We start from the raw sequence: 16,054 nt of genomic DNA, 5'->3' as shown, positions 1-16,054 counted from the left end.
GCGGGACTCATCCTGGGGACGTCCACCGACTTTCCCCAGGAGCACGCCGTGACCGCAAGCACCACCGCCGAGCCGCAGGCGCCGGCGCCCCGGCAGCGCAGGCTGCGCACCGAAATCCCCGGCCCCGCCTCGCGCGAGCTGCAGGAACGCCGGTCGAACGCCGTCGCCGCCGGCGTCAGCTCGGTGCTGCCCGTCTACGTCACCTCGGCCAGCGGCGGGCTGCTCACCGACGCCGACGGCAACGTCCTGATCGACTTCGGCTCCGGCATCGCGGTGACCAACGTCGGGCACTCGGCGCCCGCGGTCGTCGACCGCGTCCGCAAGCAGGCGTGCTGGTTCACCCACACCTGTTTCATGGTCACGCCGTACGAGGGGTACGTCGAAGTCTGCGAAGCGCTCGCCGAGCTGACGCCGGGCGACCACGCGAAGAAGTCCGTGCTGTTCAACTCCGGCGCCGAAGCCGTCGAGAACGCCGTGAAGATCGCCCGGACGGCTACCGGGCGCCAGGCCGTCGTCGTGTTCGACCACGCCTACCACGGCCGGACCAACCTGACGATGGGCATGACCGCGAAGTCGGTGCCCTACAAGCACGGCTTCGGCCCGTTCGCGCCCGAGGTCTACCGCGTGCCGGGCTCCTACCCGTACCGCGACGGCCTGTCCGGCCCCGAAGCGGCCGCGCTGGCCATCGACCGGATCGAGAAGCAGATCGGCGGCGACCAGGTGGCGGCCGTCGTGCTGGAGCCGATCCAGGGCGAGGGCGGGTTCATCGAGCCCGCGCGCGGCTTCCTCCCGGCGATTGCGGCGTGGTGCCGCGAAAACGGCGTCGTGTTCGTCGCCGACGAGGTCCAGACGGGCTTCTGCCGCACCGGTTCCTGGTTCGCGTCCACCGACGAGGACGTCGTGCCGGACCTCATCGCGACGGCGAAGGGCATCGCGGGCGGCCTGCCGCTGTCGGCGGTCACCGGCCGGGCGGAACTGCTCGACGCGGTCGGCCCGGGCGGCCTCGGCGGCACGTACGGCGGCAACCCGATCGCGTGCGCGGCGGCGCTGGGCTCGATCGAGACGATGAAGACCGAGAACCTCGCGGACTCGGCCAAGCGCATCGAAAACGTCGTCCTGCCGCGGTTGCGGGCCCTGGCTGCCGAGACCGGTGTCATCGGAGACGTCCGCGGCCGCGGCGCGATGCTCGCGGCGGAGTTCGTTCGTCCGGGGACTTCGGAGCCGGACGCCGACCTCACCAAGCGCGTCGCGGCGGCCTGCCACCGGGCCGGCGTGGTGGTGCTGACCTGCGGCACCTACGGCAACGTCGTCCGGCTGCTGCCGCCGCTGTCCCTGTCCAACGACCTGCTCGACGAAGGCCTCTCGGTCCTCGAGCACGCTGTCCGCACGGAGGCCCGCGCATGACTTTCCCCTTCTGGGTCGCCGGAAAGCCGGTGACCGGCGGTGCGACCGCCACCGTCCGGCACTCCTACGACGGTTCCTCCGCCGGCTCCCATTTCGTGCCTTCTCCTTCGGACGTCGAAGCCGCGGTGCAGGCGGCGCACGACGTCGCCGACGAGTTCGCGACGCTGCCCGCACACGTCCGCGCCGGCGCGTTGGACCACGTGTCCCGCGCCCTGGGTGAGCGGTCCGAAGAGATCGCGGCCTTGATCACCGCCGAGTCCGGCAAGCCGCTGAAGTGGGCCCGCGGCGAGGTCGGGCGCGCGGTGTCGACGTTCCGCTGGGCCGCCGAGGAGGCGCGCCGCTTCTCGGGCGAGCTGCAGCGGCTCGACACCGACCCCGGCGGCACCGGACGGCTCGCGCTGGTCCGGCGCGTGCCCCGCGGCCCGGTGCTGGGTATCACGCCGTTCAACTTCCCGCTGAACCTGGTGGCGCACAAGGTGGCGCCGGCGATCGCGGTGGGCGCGCCGATCGTGCTGAAGCCGGCGCCGTCGACCCCGCTGACGGCGTTGCTGCTGGGCGAGATCCTCGCCGAGACCGACCTCCCCGCCGGCTCTTGGTCGATCCTGCCGGTGAACAACGAGACGTCGTCGCGGCTGGTCGAGGACCCGCGGCTGCCGGTGGTGTCGTTCACCGGCTCGGTCCCGGTCGGCTGGGCGATCCGCGACCGCGTGCCGCGCAAGCACGTGGCGCTGGAACTGGGCGGCAACGGCGCGGTCCTCGTCTGTCCCGATTGGACGGACCTCGACTTCGCGGCGCAGCGGATCGCGACGTTCGCGATGTACCAGGCCGGCCAGTCGTGCATCTCGGTGCAGCGGGTGTACGCGCACTCTTCCGTCTTCGACGCTCTGGCATCGAAGGTCCTCGAGCAGGTCGCCGCGCTGCGCACCGGCGACCCGCGCGCCGAAGGCGTGGACGTGGGCCCGCTGATCAACGAAGACGCGGCGGCCCGGGTTTCCTCCTGGGTTTCCGACGCGGTTTCTTCGGGCGCGCGCCTGCTGACCGGCGGCGGGCGCGCGGGAGCGACGGTGGAGCCGACGGTGCTGGCGGACGTCCCGGAGGACGCCTCGGTGATGGCCGAGGAGGTGTTCGGGCCGGTGGTTTCGCTGGTCCGGGTGGCGTCGGTGGCCGAGGGCGTCGAGCGGATCAACGCGTCGCGCTTCGGGCTGCAGGCGGGTGTGTTCACGCGTGACCTGCCGACGGCGTTCGAGGTGTCGGCGGCGCTTCGCGTGGGCGGCGTCCTGGTGGGCGACGTGCCGAGCTTCCGTGCCGATCAGATGCCCTACGGCGGGGTCAAGGACTCCGGGGTGGGCCGCGAGGGCCCGGCGTCGGCGATGGCGGACTTCACCGAGGAGCGCGTCACGGTGCTGACGGGATTGACGCTGTAAGCGCCTCGTGCGCCTCGACGAGTGACGGCCCGTACCACGTGAGGTGGCGGCCCGAGACCAGGACGTACCGCACGTCCGGGAAGTGGTCCGGGCCGTCTTCCTCCGTGAACAGGTACGGCTCGTCCGGCAGCACCAGCAGATCCGCGTCGGCCGCGAAGTGCGCCCGCAGCTCGTCGATGTCCGGCCGCGGATAACGCTCCGCCGAACCCGCGTACACGTTCGCCACGCCCACGCGGCGCAGGACGTCGCCGCCGAAGGTGTCGCGGCCCAGGACGATCCACGGCTTGCGCCACACCGGGACCACCGCGTGGAACCGCACCGGCCGGGTCTCGCGCCACAGCTCCTCCGCCGTGACCAGCCACTCCGGCTCGTCCAGCTCGTACGCCTGCGTCAGGATCCGCCGCAACGAGCCGAGCGCCGCCGGCACCGAAGCCGCCGCGGCCATCACCCACACCGGGATCCCGTTGGCGCGCAGGCGTTCCACGTCCTCCTGGCGGTTCTCCTCCGAGTTGGCCAGCACGAGGTCGGGGGCCAGGTCCAGCACCCGGTCGAGCTTCGGGTACTTCGACCCGCCCACCCTCGGCACGTCCAAAGTGGACGGATGGGTGCAGTAGTCCGTCGCCCCGATCAGCCTGCCGGGCGCGCTCAGCTCGACCGCTTCGGTCAGCGACGGCACGAGCGAAACCACGCGGGCGGCCGGGCCGCCCAGCGGCACCGGCTCCCCGAGATCGTCGACCAGGGTCATGCGCGTTCGAACGACACCTTCCGCTTCTCGACGTCCACCGCGGTCAGCCGGACGCCGATCCGCTCCCCCGCGGTCAGCTTCTCGCCCGCGCACTTCGCCATCACCGTCGGGTCTTCGACGAGGATCTCCGCCTTGTTCTCGTCCGCGCGCAGCACCACCGCGCTGAACTCGCCGCCGATGTGCTCGGCCAGCACCCACGCCTCGACCTGGTCGATGCACGCGCGCTCGACCTTCGCGGCGAGCGTGTCCGACGCCATCATGCGGTCCGGGACGTCCGCGAGCGCCGCCCGCACCCACTCCGGCACCTCGCGCCCGGCCGAGACGGCGAGGCAGATCTCCGTCGCGAACCGGTCGACCAGCCGCCGGATCGGCGCGGTCACGTGCGCGTACGCGCCGCCGATGCCCGCGTGCGTCGTCAACGCGGGCAGCTCGCCGTCGAACGCCGTGTAGCCCGCGCCGCGCAGCAGCCGCGTCGTGTCGGCGTAGAGCGCCATCGACGCCGGCTGACCCGGGTCCAGCCGGGACAGGAACTCCGAGACGGTGGTTTCCGGCGCCCAGGCGATGCCCAGCGCTTCGGCGGAGCGGCGCAGCCAGTCGACGGCCTCGGGTTCCGGGTCGGGCAGCGTGCGCAGGACGCCGACCCGCGCGTCGATCATGATCCGGGCCGCGGCCATCCCGGTCAGCAGCGAGATCTCGGCGTTCCACGCGTCTACGACGGTGCGCGGCCGACGCGCGAGGACCCAGCCGCCGTCCGGGTCGCCGCTGATCTCCTGCTCCGGCAGCTGCAGCTCGACGGCACCGCGCCGGACGGCCAGCTCGCGCCGCCGCCGGCCCAGCTCGGGCAGCGCGGCCACCGACGGGTGCGGGTTGCCGGCGTCGAGCGCGGCCTGGACCGTCTCGTAGTCGAACTGCTCGGTGGACCGGACCAGCGCGCGGCGCACCCGGGTGGCGGTCGGCTCGCCGGCTTCGTCGGTCTCGATGGTCCAGAGCACCGCGGGCCGGATCTCGCCGGGCAGCAGGCTCGCGGCGCCTTCGGACAGGACCGGCGGGTGCAGCGGGACGTTCCCGTCCGGCAGGTAGAGCGTCTGGCCGCGCAGGCGCGACTCGCGGTCGAGCGCGCCGCCGGGCGGGACGAACGAGGCCAGGTCGGCGATCGCGTAGTGCACGCGGAAGCCGTGCGCGGTCTTCTCGACGACCATCGCCTGGTCGAGGTCCTTGGCCCCGGGCGGGTCGATGGTGACGAAGGGCAGGTCCGTCGCGTCCTCGCGGCGCTCGGCCAGCGGGTCGAGGACCGCCGCCTCCGCCTCGGCCAGCACGTCGGGCCCGAACGACTCCGGCAGCGAGAACTCGGCGCGCAGCGGACCGAAGTCCCCGCCCGCCGAGTGTGTCCTGATCACCAGGGGAGGCACCCCCCAACCCTAACCCCGGAAGGGGCCGATGATCGCCCGATCGGGCGCGGGCCGGTCGGGTGTACGTTGACAGGCAATAATGAAAACCGTCTTCATTCCCAGGAAGGGCTTCCCGTGAAGATCGCGTTCGTCGGCAAGGGCGGCAGCGGCAAGACCACGTTGTCGTCGCTGTTCGTCGCGTACCTCGCCGATGCCGGCCGGCCGGTGCTGGCCATCGACGCCGACATCAACCAGCACCTCGCGGTGGCGCTCGGCGCGACCGAGGAGGAAGCGCTGGCCTGGCCGACGCTCGGCGACAACATGGCGCTGATCAAGGACTACCTGCGCGGCGACAACCCGCGCATCCCGGACGCGGCGTCGATGATCAAGACGACGCCGCCGGGCCGCGGGTCGCGGCTGGTCCGGCCGTTCGAGGACAACCCGGTGTCCGACGCGTGCTTCCGGCAGCTGGGCGGGGTCCGGCTCGGCGTCACGGGACAGTTCGACGAGGACGACCTGGGTGTCAAGTGCTACCACTCGAAGGTGGGCGCGGCCGAGCTGCTGCTCAACCACATGGTGGACGTCGAGGGCGAGTACGTCGTGATGGACATGACGGCGGGGGCGGACGCGTTCGCGTCGGGGCTGTTCACGCGGTTCGACGTGACGTTCCTGGTGTGCGAGCCGACGGTGCGGAGCGTGGGCGTGTACCGCCAGTACGCGGACTACGCGAGGGATTTCGGGGTGCGGCTGGTGGTGGTCGGCAACAAGGTGACCGACGCCGACGACGTCGAGTTCCTGCAGGACCAGGTGGGCCCGGCGCTGCTGGGCTGGATGTCGGCGTCCGGGCACGTGCGGGCGGCGGAGCGCGGCACGGCCCGGCCGATCACCGAGCTCGAGCCGCGCAACCTCTCGACGCTGCGTTCGATGCACGCAGCGGTGGACGCGGAGCAGCGCGACTGGGCGCGCTACCAGCGTCAGGCGGTGGAGTTCCACCTGCGCAACGCCCACGCCTGGGCGGGCGCGGACCTGGCTGCGCAGGTGGACCCGAAGTTCGTGCTGGGACCGCGGTTGGCGGTTTAGCCGTCTTTAGTCGTCGTTCCAGGCGGCGTCGGCGGCGTCGGCCTGCCGGGTCCGTTCCTTGGCGATGTCGAGCGCCCGCCGGGCGGTGGCCTCGTCGGGATAGGGGCCGAGCAGGTCGACGCTACGGCCGCGTTCGAGGTGCTCGACCTGGTGGGTGCGGGTGTTGTAGTACCACCCCTGGTCCGGGTTCGGGTCTTTGGACATGAACTCAGGTTCGCACCACCGGGCCGGGTTGTCAGCGCTTGTACCGATAGGGGATCTCGGTCGGCTGCCCGGTGGGCCCGAAGTCCTGGGGTGCTTCGGGTTCTTTCTGCTGGTCGGTGAACTCGTCGAACCACCCGCGCGGAGTGCCCCGCGGCGGGGTGTCTTGCTGGTCTTTGGACGGTTGCGGGAGCGGGGTGTCCGGGCCGGGGAAGACGGGCCGCGCGGTGGGCGGCGCGGGGGGCATGGTGCCGGGGCCGGGGAAAACCGGGCGTGCCGGGGCGGCGTGCCGGGTGGGGAACGGCTGGGGTGTCGATTCCGGGCCGGGGAAGACGGGTTTGGCGGGCCGCGTCGGAGGAGCCGTCTTCCAGGGCGGATTGGCCGCGGCGGGGGGTTGCTGCGGGCTTGCGGGGGGCTGTTGCGGGGTGGGCAACGGGCCCGCCTGCTGCGGCGAGGCAATTGGCCGAGGCGGGACAGGTGGCTGAAGGCCGGAGGGCTGCTGCGGTTGCGTTCCGGGCTGCGGCGGCCCGCTGACCGGCTGCTGCGCACCGGTGGGCTCGTGCTGTTGCGGAGCTGACTGCTGCGGCCCGTCCGCCAGCTGAGAGCCGGTGGGCTGCTGCTGTTCCGGAGTTGGCTGCGGCGAGGCAGGCAGCTGAGGACCAGTGGGCTCCTGCGGCGGCAGAGCTGGCTGCTGCGGCCCGGCTGGCGGCTGAGAGCCGGTGGACTGCTGCGGTTGCGAGGTCGGCTGCTGCGGCCCACCAGCCAGCTGCGACGAAGCGGGCGGCTGCGACCCGGTCGACTCCTGCGGTTGGGAGACTGGCTGCGGCGGCTCGGCTGGCAGCTGCGAGCCGATGGACTGCTGCGGTTGCGAGGTCAGCTGCGGCAGCCCACTACCCAGCTGCGACGAGGCAGGCGGCTGCGACCCAGCGGGCTCCTGCGGTTGCAGAGCTGGCTGCTGCAGCCCGTTATCCGGCTGCACCTCGGCAGTCGGCTGGTACTGAGGGGCGCCTGGCTGCTGCTGCGCTTGCGTCCCCGGCACGGGGGGCTGCGGCTCCCCCGGCGCGTGCGACTCGGCAGGCGGCTGCGGCCGCACCGACGGTTCAGCGACCGGTTCCACCTCACCAGGCAGCCGCGACCGCTCGGCCGACTCGGCGTCCGGCAGCGTCTCAACAGGCAGTTGCGGCCGCACCTCCGACTCGACAGACGAGTCCGGCGAAACCACGGCCGGCGACTCAGCAGAAACCGGTGGCAGCACCCCGGGCTCATCAAGCGATTGCCCCTGCCCGTCGTCCACCGGCTCCGGTCGCACCTCCGACTCGTCAAGCGACCGTTCCTGAGCTGGCGCCTGCACGACAGGCTTATCAGGCGCCTGCGGCTGCGACCCACCCAGCGGTTCCGACTCGGCAGACTCGCCCGCCACCGACTCCGGCTGCGACTCAGCAGGAGGCTGCGGCTGCACTGCCGGCTCGGCAAGCGATTGCGGCTGGTCGGTAGCCGACGGTTCTGGCTGCGCGGCAAGCGGCTGCGGTTGCTCCGCAGCCGACGATTCCGGCTCCGACTCAACGGCCGGCTCCGGATGCACCGCCTCTGCAGCCGATTGTGGCTGGTCCGCAAACTCCGGCGATTGCGGCGGAGCGGTGGCCGGAGACTCAACGAGCGGCTGCGATTGAGCCGACGAATCGGCGATCGGCTCTCGCGAGTCGACGGCGGCCGCTTGCGGCTCCGACTCGACGGTCTTCTCCGGCTCAGCAGACGATCGCCGCCGCTCCGCAACCTCGGGCTGCGCTTCAACAGAGCGCTGCACCACCGACTCAGCGAGCGATTGCGGCTGAGCCACAGCCGCTGACTCAGGCTTCGACTCGGCAGGACGCTGCACCACCGGCTCAACGGCCGGCTGCTCCTGCCCCACGCCCGCCGACTCCGGCAGCGCCTCCACAGGCCGCTGCACCACCGACTCAACGGCCGGTTGCTCCTGCCCCACGCCCACCGACTCCGGCTGCGATTCGGCAGGCCGCTGCACCTCCGGCTCCGTGGACCGTTGCTGCTGAGCCACGATCTGCGACTCCGGCCGGACTACCGGCCGCCCCTGGTCGGCGGGCGCCGATTGTGGCTCCACCGCCGACTCGGTAGGCGGTTCAGCACCGCCCAACGACGGCGCGGGCGCAGCCTGCTCCGGCAACCACCCAGCGGGAACCGCCCCCGCCGCACCGGACGGTTGCGGTCCGCCCACCCGCTGCGCGTCGGCAAAAGGCTCCGCCTCGGCGGAAAACTCCGGCGCCGCATGCCGAGGTGACTCCCCGGACCAAGCCGGGCTCACCCCCGAAGCCGCCTGCCCCCTTCCCGGCAGCTGCTGCTCCGGTGTCCCCGGGACCGACTGCGCCGGGGGCGGGTGCGGGACCGTGCGCCACACCGGGGCCGGTCCGATATTCATCGGTGCCGGTGCCTGGCCCGGTGGGGCTCCCGGCGGGGGCGGTGCGGGACGCGCCGCCGGCCGGGGGATCGGGTCCAGGCACGACACCAACACCGACGTGTTCTCCGGGTCCTCGACCTTCCGGCCGCTCCTCTCCCGGTAGACCATCTCGCCGTCGGCGTCCATCTCCACCAGGTAGCCCGCCTCCGCGAGCTGCTCCTCGTCGAGGTCCGCCAGCCTTTCGTACCGCGATGGCACCACCCGGTAGATCGGCCAGGCCAGCGAGGCGTGCTCCGCGTGGAACTGGGCCAGCAACGCCGCCATCTGGTGCTGCCACGGCAGCGACATGCCCTCCGCCAGCGACCGGGGCAACACGACGTACCCCGGGTCCACCCCCGGGTAGCCCTGGGCCAGCTGGTCGGCCAGCGGCGTGCTGGACGCGGGGCGCGCCGACTGCCTCGGCGGCTGGGGTGCGCCGAACAGCGCCGCCGGGTCCTGGGGCGAGCCCGTGCCGGGCTTGCCTCGTTTGCCGAATTTGCGTCCCACGTGCTCATCCTCTGCCAGTACGCGGTCACCTGCTCGTGGAAGCGGCCGCGACGTCGGGTGAATCGGCCGGCCCCGTTCGGGTCGAGGGCCCTCAACCCATGCTAAACGCCGGGCCGGACGGCCTGCGGTACGACTTCGGCCTCGTCGAACGAGAAGGACCGCGTGTGCACCGGCACGCCCGTCTGCTGCGCCTCGACCACCTTGCCGTCGCCCAGGAACATCATCACGTGGTGGATCGTGTCCGGGTTCGACGGGTCGGTGGCCAGGAAGATGAGGTCACCAGGCTGTGCCTCGCGCACCGGCAGCAACGCGCCCGCGTGGTACTGGTCGCGTGACACCCGGGGCAGGATGATCCCGGCCGACTCGTACGCCCGCAGCATCAGGCCCGAGCAGTCGTAGGAGTTCGGGCCCGTCGCACCCCAGACGTACGGCTTGCCCTGTTCGCCCAGCGCGAAGCTGATCGCCTTGCCGGCGGCCTGGCTCGGCGGCAGCAGCTGCCCCAGCCCGGTGCCGCAGGCGACGACGTCGACGACCTGGCCGACGTTCTCCACCAGCGTCGCCGCCATCGGCTCCCACTTGTGGTACCGGTCCGGGAAACCCGAGCGCTCGACGGCCTGCGCGGCGTCGCCCGGGCGCTTGTTCTCCCAGTCCGGCACCGCGAGCAGCACGTCGTAGAACTTGTTGACCGCGTACGTCGGGTCGGTGACCTGCGACACCGTCCCCCAGCCCATCGAGGGGCGCATCTGGAAGATGCCCTGGGAGTCGCGGTCGCCGTAGGTGAGGTTGTGCAGCCCGGACTCGGTCATCCCGGCCTGGATCGCGACCTGCCACGCGCGCGGCGCCAGTGACCGCTGCTTGCCGATCGAGATGATCAGCGCGACGGTCCCCTTCTGCTCGTCGTCCAGCTTCGACGCGTCGACCGTGCCGCGCTCGCCCTGGCCGGGCTGGGTCGGCCCGACCGAGGCGTCGCAGCTCATCAGCGACACGCCCCGGGCCTGCGCCTGCTGGTTGTCGATGACCACCTTGGCGGCGACGGCGGTGACGACCAGGGCACCGATCGCGGCGAACACGACCAGCCCCAGCCACAACCCCAGCCGCCGCACGGTCAGCTCGCCTGGTCGTAGTCGGCGACGCGCCAGCCCGCGTTGGTGTTCACGACCGTGATGGCGAGCTTCGGCCCGTCCGTCGGGATGGTCAGCTGCACCGAGCTCGTGTACGACGTCCCGACGACCGGCTCACCGGTGACCTTGGTGGCCGGGATGTTCGCCGGGTCGACCGACGCCATCACCGGCAGGTACTCCTCGGTCGTGAACGGCTTGAGCTGCGCCAGCCACTGCTCGGAGGTGATGCCGGCGGGGTGGTTGACCCACGCCGCGGCCCACTCCTTGGCGACGCGGACGGCGTCCCCGTTCGGCGCGGCGGTGGTCGGGGTGACCAGGGGCGCGGACAGGCGCGTGGGCAGGTTCGACGTCGGGACCGGCGCCGCGACGCCCGGCGGGGTCGCGGTGAAGGACGTCGTCGGCCCGGTGGTGGGCGACGCCTTGGCCTGCGGCTTGCCGACCACCTTCGGCAGCACGATGCCGAGCGCGGTGACCAGGATCGCCAGGAAGACCAGCGCCCCCATGAGGTGGCGGGGCGAGCGCAGGGGCCAGCCCCACAGGCGGCGGTAGACCGCGGCGCGGCCGCGGTTGGTGCGGATCGGCATGGGTCACCGCCCCATGACTTGGTCGGTGTCTCGCGGTTCTTCGCGGACCTCGATGCCGCGCGAAGGCCGGTACAGCACGAAGACCGGCTTGCCGGCGACGACTTCGGGGTCGACGCGCCGGGGTTGCGCACGCACGCCCGGCGTCCGCGGCACGTCCTGCGGCGCGTAGTCGCTGAAGCCGGACTCGGGCGCGCGCAGGTCGGACGGCACGACGACGGGCTCGGGTTCGTCGTTCCAGCGCCGGTCGGCGACCGGCGAGGTGTCGACGCGCCGGCTTTCCTCGCGCGCGGTGGTCGGCCGCCCGCCGGCACCGACGACGACGTAGTCGCCGGGATCGCCGTTGGCCGGGTTGTACTGGCCGAACACGGGGGCGCCGGGGCGGCCGCCCGCGGGCAGCGCGCCCGCGGAACCACCGCCTCCGACGGCGCCCGGCCAGGCCCCGGACCAGGCCGCGGCCGGACGGGCCGCACCCGAGGCGTTGTCGAGGCGCTGGGCGTTGGCGAAGATCGTGGCTTCGGGCCGGAACCGGCCACCACCGGCGGTGGCGCCGAGCGGGCCGCGCTGCTCGCCGTCGACGACGTCGTCGGTGTCGCGCACGGTCTGCCAGAACTCGTCCTGCGGCGTCGGGCCGTTCTTGTGGCGCCGGAACCGCGAGAAGATCCCGCCGCCCGGCGACGGCACGGCGGCGCCGACCATGCTGACCGACATCTCGACCATCTGCCACAGGCGGCGCACGGGGCGTCCGACCATGAACAGCAGCACGGTGATGAGCCCGGCGAGGACCATCTGCGTGAGCATGTTGAGCGAGTTCCCGGCGTCGAAGATGGCTTGCAGGAGAAGGGCGTGCACGCCGGCGAGGACGGAGAGCACGACGAGGTTGAAGGCGACCCCGCCGGCGACCTTGAGGACGCGGCGGAGGATTTCCGGGTGCAGCAGGGCGATGAGCCCGATCAGCGGGGCGGTGAGGGCGAAGAGGCGGATGAGGACCTGGGCCAGGAGGACACTCGCTTTGGCCAGGAGCTGGAAGAGGGAGTAGACGAGGGCTTGGCCGAGGGAGAGGAAGCCCGCGCCCGTGCGGCCGCCTGCTTCGCCGGTGAAGTAGCCGGTCGCGGGGCCGAGTTTGGTGGAGATGTCCTTGTAGGCGTTCTTCTTGCCGTCGATGACCGACTGGTTGGCGTCGTCACCGTTCACCAGCTGGTTGCGGGTGAACGCCTGGGCGTCGAGCAGGGGCTTGCCGTACTGCTCGGCCTGCGGCGCCGTGGGCGTCCCGAACTCCCCGCGCAGCCAGTTGTTGTAGACGATCTGCGTGTGGAGCTGGGTGGGCAGGATGTCGCGGATGATCCGGTCGCCGCTGTCGTCGACGAAGCCCGCCTGGATGTTCGTGGTGGTCTGGACGATCGCTTTGTCGATCGGGTCGAAGTAGCGCAGCATCGCCAGTGACGACGCGGCGAGCCACACCCCGGCCAGCGCGTAGAGCGCCCGTTTGCTGACCGCCGCGAGGTCACCGCGCCAGATGTTGCGGAACAGCATGATCGACAGGATCAGCGCGACCAGGCCGAACAACTGGGCGTAGATGTTGTTGTAGACCTTCTCGGCGCCCGACTTCACCGCGGCGTAGATCGGGTTCAGCAGGCCGCCCTCGAGCACCGTGTAGTGCAGCGAGTTGGTCGCGCCGACGATGTTCTTGCCCAGGTTGAACAGCTGGTTGCCACCCCAGGTGTCCAAAGTGGACCCCGCCGGGGTGAGGTTGAGGCCCGAGCAGTTGGTCTCGAAGGTGTTCCAGACCATGCCCGCGTAGCTGTAGTCGATGTAGGCGCTGTTCGGTTCGCCGTGGCCCTCGGGCGGGTCGATCGCGCCGACCATGCCCGCGCCCGGACGCTCCGGGTTCGGCGCCTCGCCACAGGCGGCCGCGCTGGCCGCGGGGGCCGTGGCGATGGCCTGCAGGCCGAGGACCAGCATGACGGCGAACATCGTCGCCTTGCGGCTCGGGACGCGGCGCGCCTTCGGGCCTTCCTTGATGCGGCGTTTCAGCGCGTGCCATGCGGCGGCCAGCGTCAGCAGCACCGCCAACGTCAGCAGGGTGCTCATGCGGCACCCTCCGCGGTCGCCCGCGCGGTCACTGGGGAACGGCGGGCCCGCCCCTCGCAGCCGGGGGCGGTGCGGCTACTTCGGCTCCGGGCGGCGTTCATGCGGCGTCCCGGCCGGTGCCGCCCTTTCCGCCCGTGCGGGCGTGCTGCTGCCCGCCGTTGCCGTTGGACGACACCCCGCCTTCCACCTCGCCCGTCTCCGCCGCCAAGGGGTCCGGCGCGCCCAGGAGGTTCTCGTCGGCCAGGCCGACCTCCAGTTCCGCCGCCAGCTCGAAGTCCTGCTCCAGCTCGATGTCGTCCTCCGGCGGGACCGCGACGTACGGCTTCTTCTCCTCCGGCGGCAACGCCAGCTCGTTCCCCGGCCGGCGCGAAGGCGCCGCGTCCTTGGAACCCGGGGTCGTGTCCATGACCGCCCGCAGGTGGTCCAGGTGCGGCCCGGAGAAGTCGACGCGGATGCGCTCCACCCCGCCCGCGCCGTCGCCGAAGATGAACTGGCGCGGCTCGACGTCGCGCTCCAACCCGCTTCGCTGCGCACCAGGACGACGGCCCAAAGCCGCGACGACCTGCTCGTAACCGACGCCGACCGGGACCTTCAACAGCCGCAAAGCGTCGGCCTGGGCGTCGTCGTCGTCCAAGCGCCCGACGAACACCGAGTCCAGCAGTGCCACGAAACCCTGGATCTTCAAGAAGTCCGCCGGGATCTGCGAGGACAGCAGCACCCGGACGTTCCACTTCCGCGAGTCACGCGCGAAGCGGTTCATCAGCACGCGCCCGGTCGGGACCTCGGACAGGAAAAACGCCTCGTCGATCCAGACGCCCTTGCGCATCTCCTTCGGCTTCTCGTACACCGACCGCTGGGTCAGCCACGCCGCCAGGTTCAGCATCTCGACGCCGAGGCTCTCCGCGTCCGTCCAGTACTCGCGGGGGACGCCGTCCTTGGGCAGGGTCAGCCCGGCCATCGTCAGGACCGTCAGCCGGTCGTCGCGCGTCTCCGAATACGGGTCCGCGTCCGTCTCCGGGATCAGCAGCGCCATCCGCTCGCGCATCTCGTCGAGGAAGTCCGCGACGACGCCCGCGTGCTCGTGGTGTTCCGACGAATCCCGCCGCAGCGCATCGATTACCTGGCCGGGATCCGCGTCGAAGCGGCCACCCACGGCTCGCACCGCGCGCAGCAGCACGATCCGGGTCTGGGCCATCCGCGAGACCTCGTACGGCAGGACACCGGTCAACACGTCCAGCACCAGCCGCCGTCGCGTCGCGCCCGCAAGGGCTTTCTCGCGGCGCCACGACCGCTCGGGGTCGTCCTCGTCCATGAAGTGCTCGATCAGCGGCTCGGCGACCACCCGGTACGGGTTGAGGATCCCCGGCTGGGCGTTGAGCAGGTTGATCGGCCGCGCGTACGGGCGCAGCTCCGGCAGGTCGCACAGCCGCGACAGCGGCCCGGAGGGGTCGAGGATCGTCCAGTTCGCCCCCGCGCGCAGCGTCTTGTAGACGATGCCGCCGCCGAGGAACGACTTACCACCACCCAGGCCGGCCACCATCGCGGTGAGGCCGGAGCCGTCGCGGATCTCCTGGGCCATCCACGGGTCCCAAGCCACCGGGCGCCGCGTCGCCGTGCACGTCTCGCCGAGCAGGATGCCGCGGCGGTCGCCGACCTCGGCCGTCGCCGTCGGGACCGCCGAAGACGCCCAGACCACCGACCCGCGGCGCATGTACGCCGCCGAGGCCAGCGGCTCGCCCGGGATGAACTCCCTGGCCAGCGCGTACTGGGCCTCGGGGTGCTCGATGGCGATCTTCGGCTTGTACAGGTCGAGCAGCTGCTGGGCCAGGCGCAGCGCGTCGCGCTCGGTCGGGCCGGACACCGCCAGCCGCCACCACGACCGGACGCGGGTGGCCAGCGCCGTGAAGCCCGACGTCATCTCGTCGTCGATCTCCAGCACCCGCCCGGCCTGCCGCGACAGCGACTGCGGCGGCTCCAGCTCGTGCTCGTCGGTGTAGTGCTTGACCTGCGAGCGGACCTTGTTCATCTGCCGCTGCAGTTCACCGGCGACCTCTTCGGGTCGCCGGACGTAGATGCGCGCGGACACTTCGACCGCGGCGGGCAGGCGGTCGGCGTGCTGGATCCACGGGTCGTCGACCTCGGGGATCTGCAGGCCGTGCATCTGCCCGACGGTCAGGATCGCCAGGTGCCGCGAGACGCCGGCGTTGGAGCCGGTGCGGCCGCGGACGGTGACCGTCGGCGCGTACGGCTCGGCGTAGAAGTCGGCGGCGTCGGTGAAGCTGGCCAGGTCCTCCGGCTCCCAGGCCGCGCCCGGCACGGCGGGCATGTTCCGCGGCGCGGGCAGGCCCAGCGAACAGGAGCGGTGCATCAGCCAGGACATCTCCTCGGCGTGCACCGGACGGCCTTCCAGGCCCGCGCTGCCGATGACCTGGTCGAGGTGCTCGACCTCGGAGTCCAGCGCGGTCAGCTCGGCGTCGACGGCCTCGGGCAGGATCTTGCGCAGCACCGGCGCGGCCCGCTCGACCGCGCGGTCGACCATCCGCCGGGTCTGCACCTGGACGCCCAGGTAGACCTCTTTTTCCGCCATCGAACGGCCCATCAGCTGCTGCTGCTCGCCGATCAGGTAGTCGTCGAACGACAGCGCGCCCGGGACGTCGTTGGGACGGCCGTGGGCGTTGTAGACGTGCGCCTCGGCCCACATCCGGATCGGGTACGGCCGGTTCGTCACGCGCAGGTGCAGCCAGCGGCCCTGCAGCTCGGCGTACTGGCCGGCGATCGCCGCGATCAGGTCGCGCCGCTGCGAATCCGACCGGAAGGACCAGCGCTGCGGCGCCAGCCGGTACCAGGCGTAGACCTCGTACCCCGTGCGGACGAGGTGGCCGTCGATGCTTCGCACCGCGATCGACGGGGTATACGCGGGGATCGCCTGCTCACCGGTCAGGCGACGGCCCTTGCCGCCCCCCGAGCCGTTCCGCGGCGCGCGGACCTGCTCGGGCGGTTGCCATGCGCCCGAGTGCGTCTCCCGACCCCGTTTTCCTCGGCTACCGCCGCGACCGAACAACG

11 protein-coding genes are annotated in these 16,054 nt (G+C 72.1%); 3 read left to right on the top strand and 8 right to left on the bottom strand.

The features are described from left to right. Positions 1-48: 48 nt before the first annotated feature. Positions 49-1,404 (top strand): 4-aminobutyrate--2-oxoglutarate transaminase, encoded by a 1,356-nt coding sequence (gene gabT / locus AB0J40_RS38530; RefSeq protein ID WP_364463746.1) that lies wholly within the window; start codon positions 49-51, stop codon positions 1,402-1,404. After that, positions 1,401-2,828, top strand: coding sequence for an aldehyde dehydrogenase family protein (locus tag AB0J40_RS38525; protein ID WP_364463743.1), 1,428 nt, complete (start codon positions 1,401-1,403; stop codon positions 2,826-2,828). The genes gabT and AB0J40_RS38525 overlap by 4 nt, the downstream gene beginning before the upstream one ends. Here AB0J40_RS38525 and AB0J40_RS38520 read toward each other — a convergent pair. Together AB0J40_RS38520 and AB0J40_RS38515 are read right to left on the bottom strand one after the other, a co-directional pair. Beyond that, entirely contained in the window at positions 2,800-3,573 is a 774-nt protein-coding gene (locus tag AB0J40_RS38520; protein ID WP_364463740.1) for a helical backbone metal receptor, read from the bottom strand. The two genes, AB0J40_RS38525 and AB0J40_RS38520, sit on opposite strands and share 29 nt — an antisense overlap. After that, positions 3,570-4,970, bottom strand: a complete 1,401-nt coding sequence (locus AB0J40_RS38515; protein WP_364463737.1) for an RNB domain-containing ribonuclease — start codon at positions 4,968-4,970, stop codon at positions 3,570-3,572. Before AB0J40_RS38515 ends, AB0J40_RS38520 begins: the two co-directional genes overlap by 4 nt. A 126-nt stretch (positions 4,971-5,096) precedes the next feature. Between AB0J40_RS38515 and AB0J40_RS38510 the strand changes: the two genes are divergently transcribed. Beyond that, a complete protein-coding gene (locus tag AB0J40_RS38510) occupies positions 5,097-6,041 on the top strand; it encodes an AAA family ATPase (protein ID WP_364463734.1) in 945 nt (314 codons plus the stop codon). Positions 6,042-6,047: 6 nt separating this feature from the next. Here the strand turns inward: AB0J40_RS38510 and AB0J40_RS38505 are convergent, their stop codons facing one another. The 6 genes from AB0J40_RS38505 to AB0J40_RS38480 form a co-directional block, all read right to left on the bottom strand. Beyond that, complete coding sequence (locus tag AB0J40_RS38505) at positions 6,048-6,245, bottom strand: hypothetical protein (RefSeq protein ID WP_364463731.1); 198 nt, start codon at positions 6,243-6,245, stop codon at positions 6,048-6,050. Between the two features lie 31 nt (positions 6,246-6,276). Next, positions 6,277-9,198 carry a hypothetical protein gene (locus tag AB0J40_RS38500; protein WP_364463728.1) on the bottom strand — a complete coding sequence of 974 codons (2,922 nt, stop codon included), beginning with the start codon at positions 9,196-9,198 and terminating at the stop codon, positions 6,277-6,279. Positions 9,199-9,299: 101 nt separating this feature from the next. Further along, the gene (locus AB0J40_RS38495) at positions 9,300-10,301 is read right to left on the bottom strand and encodes a C40 family peptidase (protein ID WP_364463725.1); all 1,002 of its coding nucleotides are present in this window, start codon (positions 10,299-10,301) and stop codon (positions 9,300-9,302) included. Between the two features lie 2 nt (positions 10,302-10,303). After that, positions 10,304-10,903 (bottom strand): hypothetical protein, encoded by a 600-nt coding sequence (locus AB0J40_RS38490; RefSeq protein ID WP_364463722.1) that lies wholly within the window; start codon positions 10,901-10,903, stop codon positions 10,304-10,306. A 3-nt stretch (positions 10,904-10,906) separates the two neighbouring features. Then, positions 10,907-12,991: a magnesium transporter gene (locus AB0J40_RS38485; RefSeq protein WP_364463719.1), complete on the bottom strand. Its 2,085-nt coding sequence runs from the start codon at positions 12,989-12,991 to the stop codon at positions 10,907-10,909. A 97-nt stretch (positions 12,992-13,088) separates the two neighbouring features. Continuing rightward, positions 13,089-16,052 (bottom strand): ATP-binding protein, encoded by a 2,964-nt coding sequence (locus tag AB0J40_RS38480; RefSeq protein WP_364463717.1) that lies wholly within the window; start codon positions 16,050-16,052, stop codon positions 13,089-13,091. Positions 16,053-16,054: the final 2 nt, after the last annotated feature.

The organism is Amycolatopsis sp. NPDC049691 (assembly GCF_040675005.1).
Lineage (GTDB): Bacteria > Actinomycetota > Actinomycetes > Mycobacteriales > Pseudonocardiaceae > Amycolatopsis.
This window is presented reverse-complemented; position numbering and strand designations above follow the sequence as displayed.

Excerpts from the sequence above, each read along its gene's own strand:
- AB0J40_RS38525 (WP_364463743.1), top strand. The coding sequence starts at position 1,401 with ATGACTTTCCCCTTCTGGGTCGCCGGAAAGCCGGTGACCGGCGGTGCG.
- AB0J40_RS38505 (WP_364463731.1), bottom strand. The coding sequence starts at position 6,245 with ATGTCCAAAGACCCGAACCCGGACCAGGGGTGGTACTACAACACCCGC.
- AB0J40_RS38520 (WP_364463740.1), bottom strand. The coding sequence starts at position 3,573 with ATGACCCTGGTCGACGATCTCGGGGAGCCGGTGCCGCTGGGCGGCCCG.
- AB0J40_RS38490 (WP_364463722.1), bottom strand. The coding sequence starts at position 10,903 with ATGCCGATCCGCACCAACCGCGGCCGCGCCGCGGTCTACCGCCGCCTG.
- AB0J40_RS38485 (WP_364463719.1), bottom strand. The coding sequence starts at position 12,991 with ATGAGCACCCTGCTGACGTTGGCGGTGCTGCTGACGCTGGCCGCCGCA.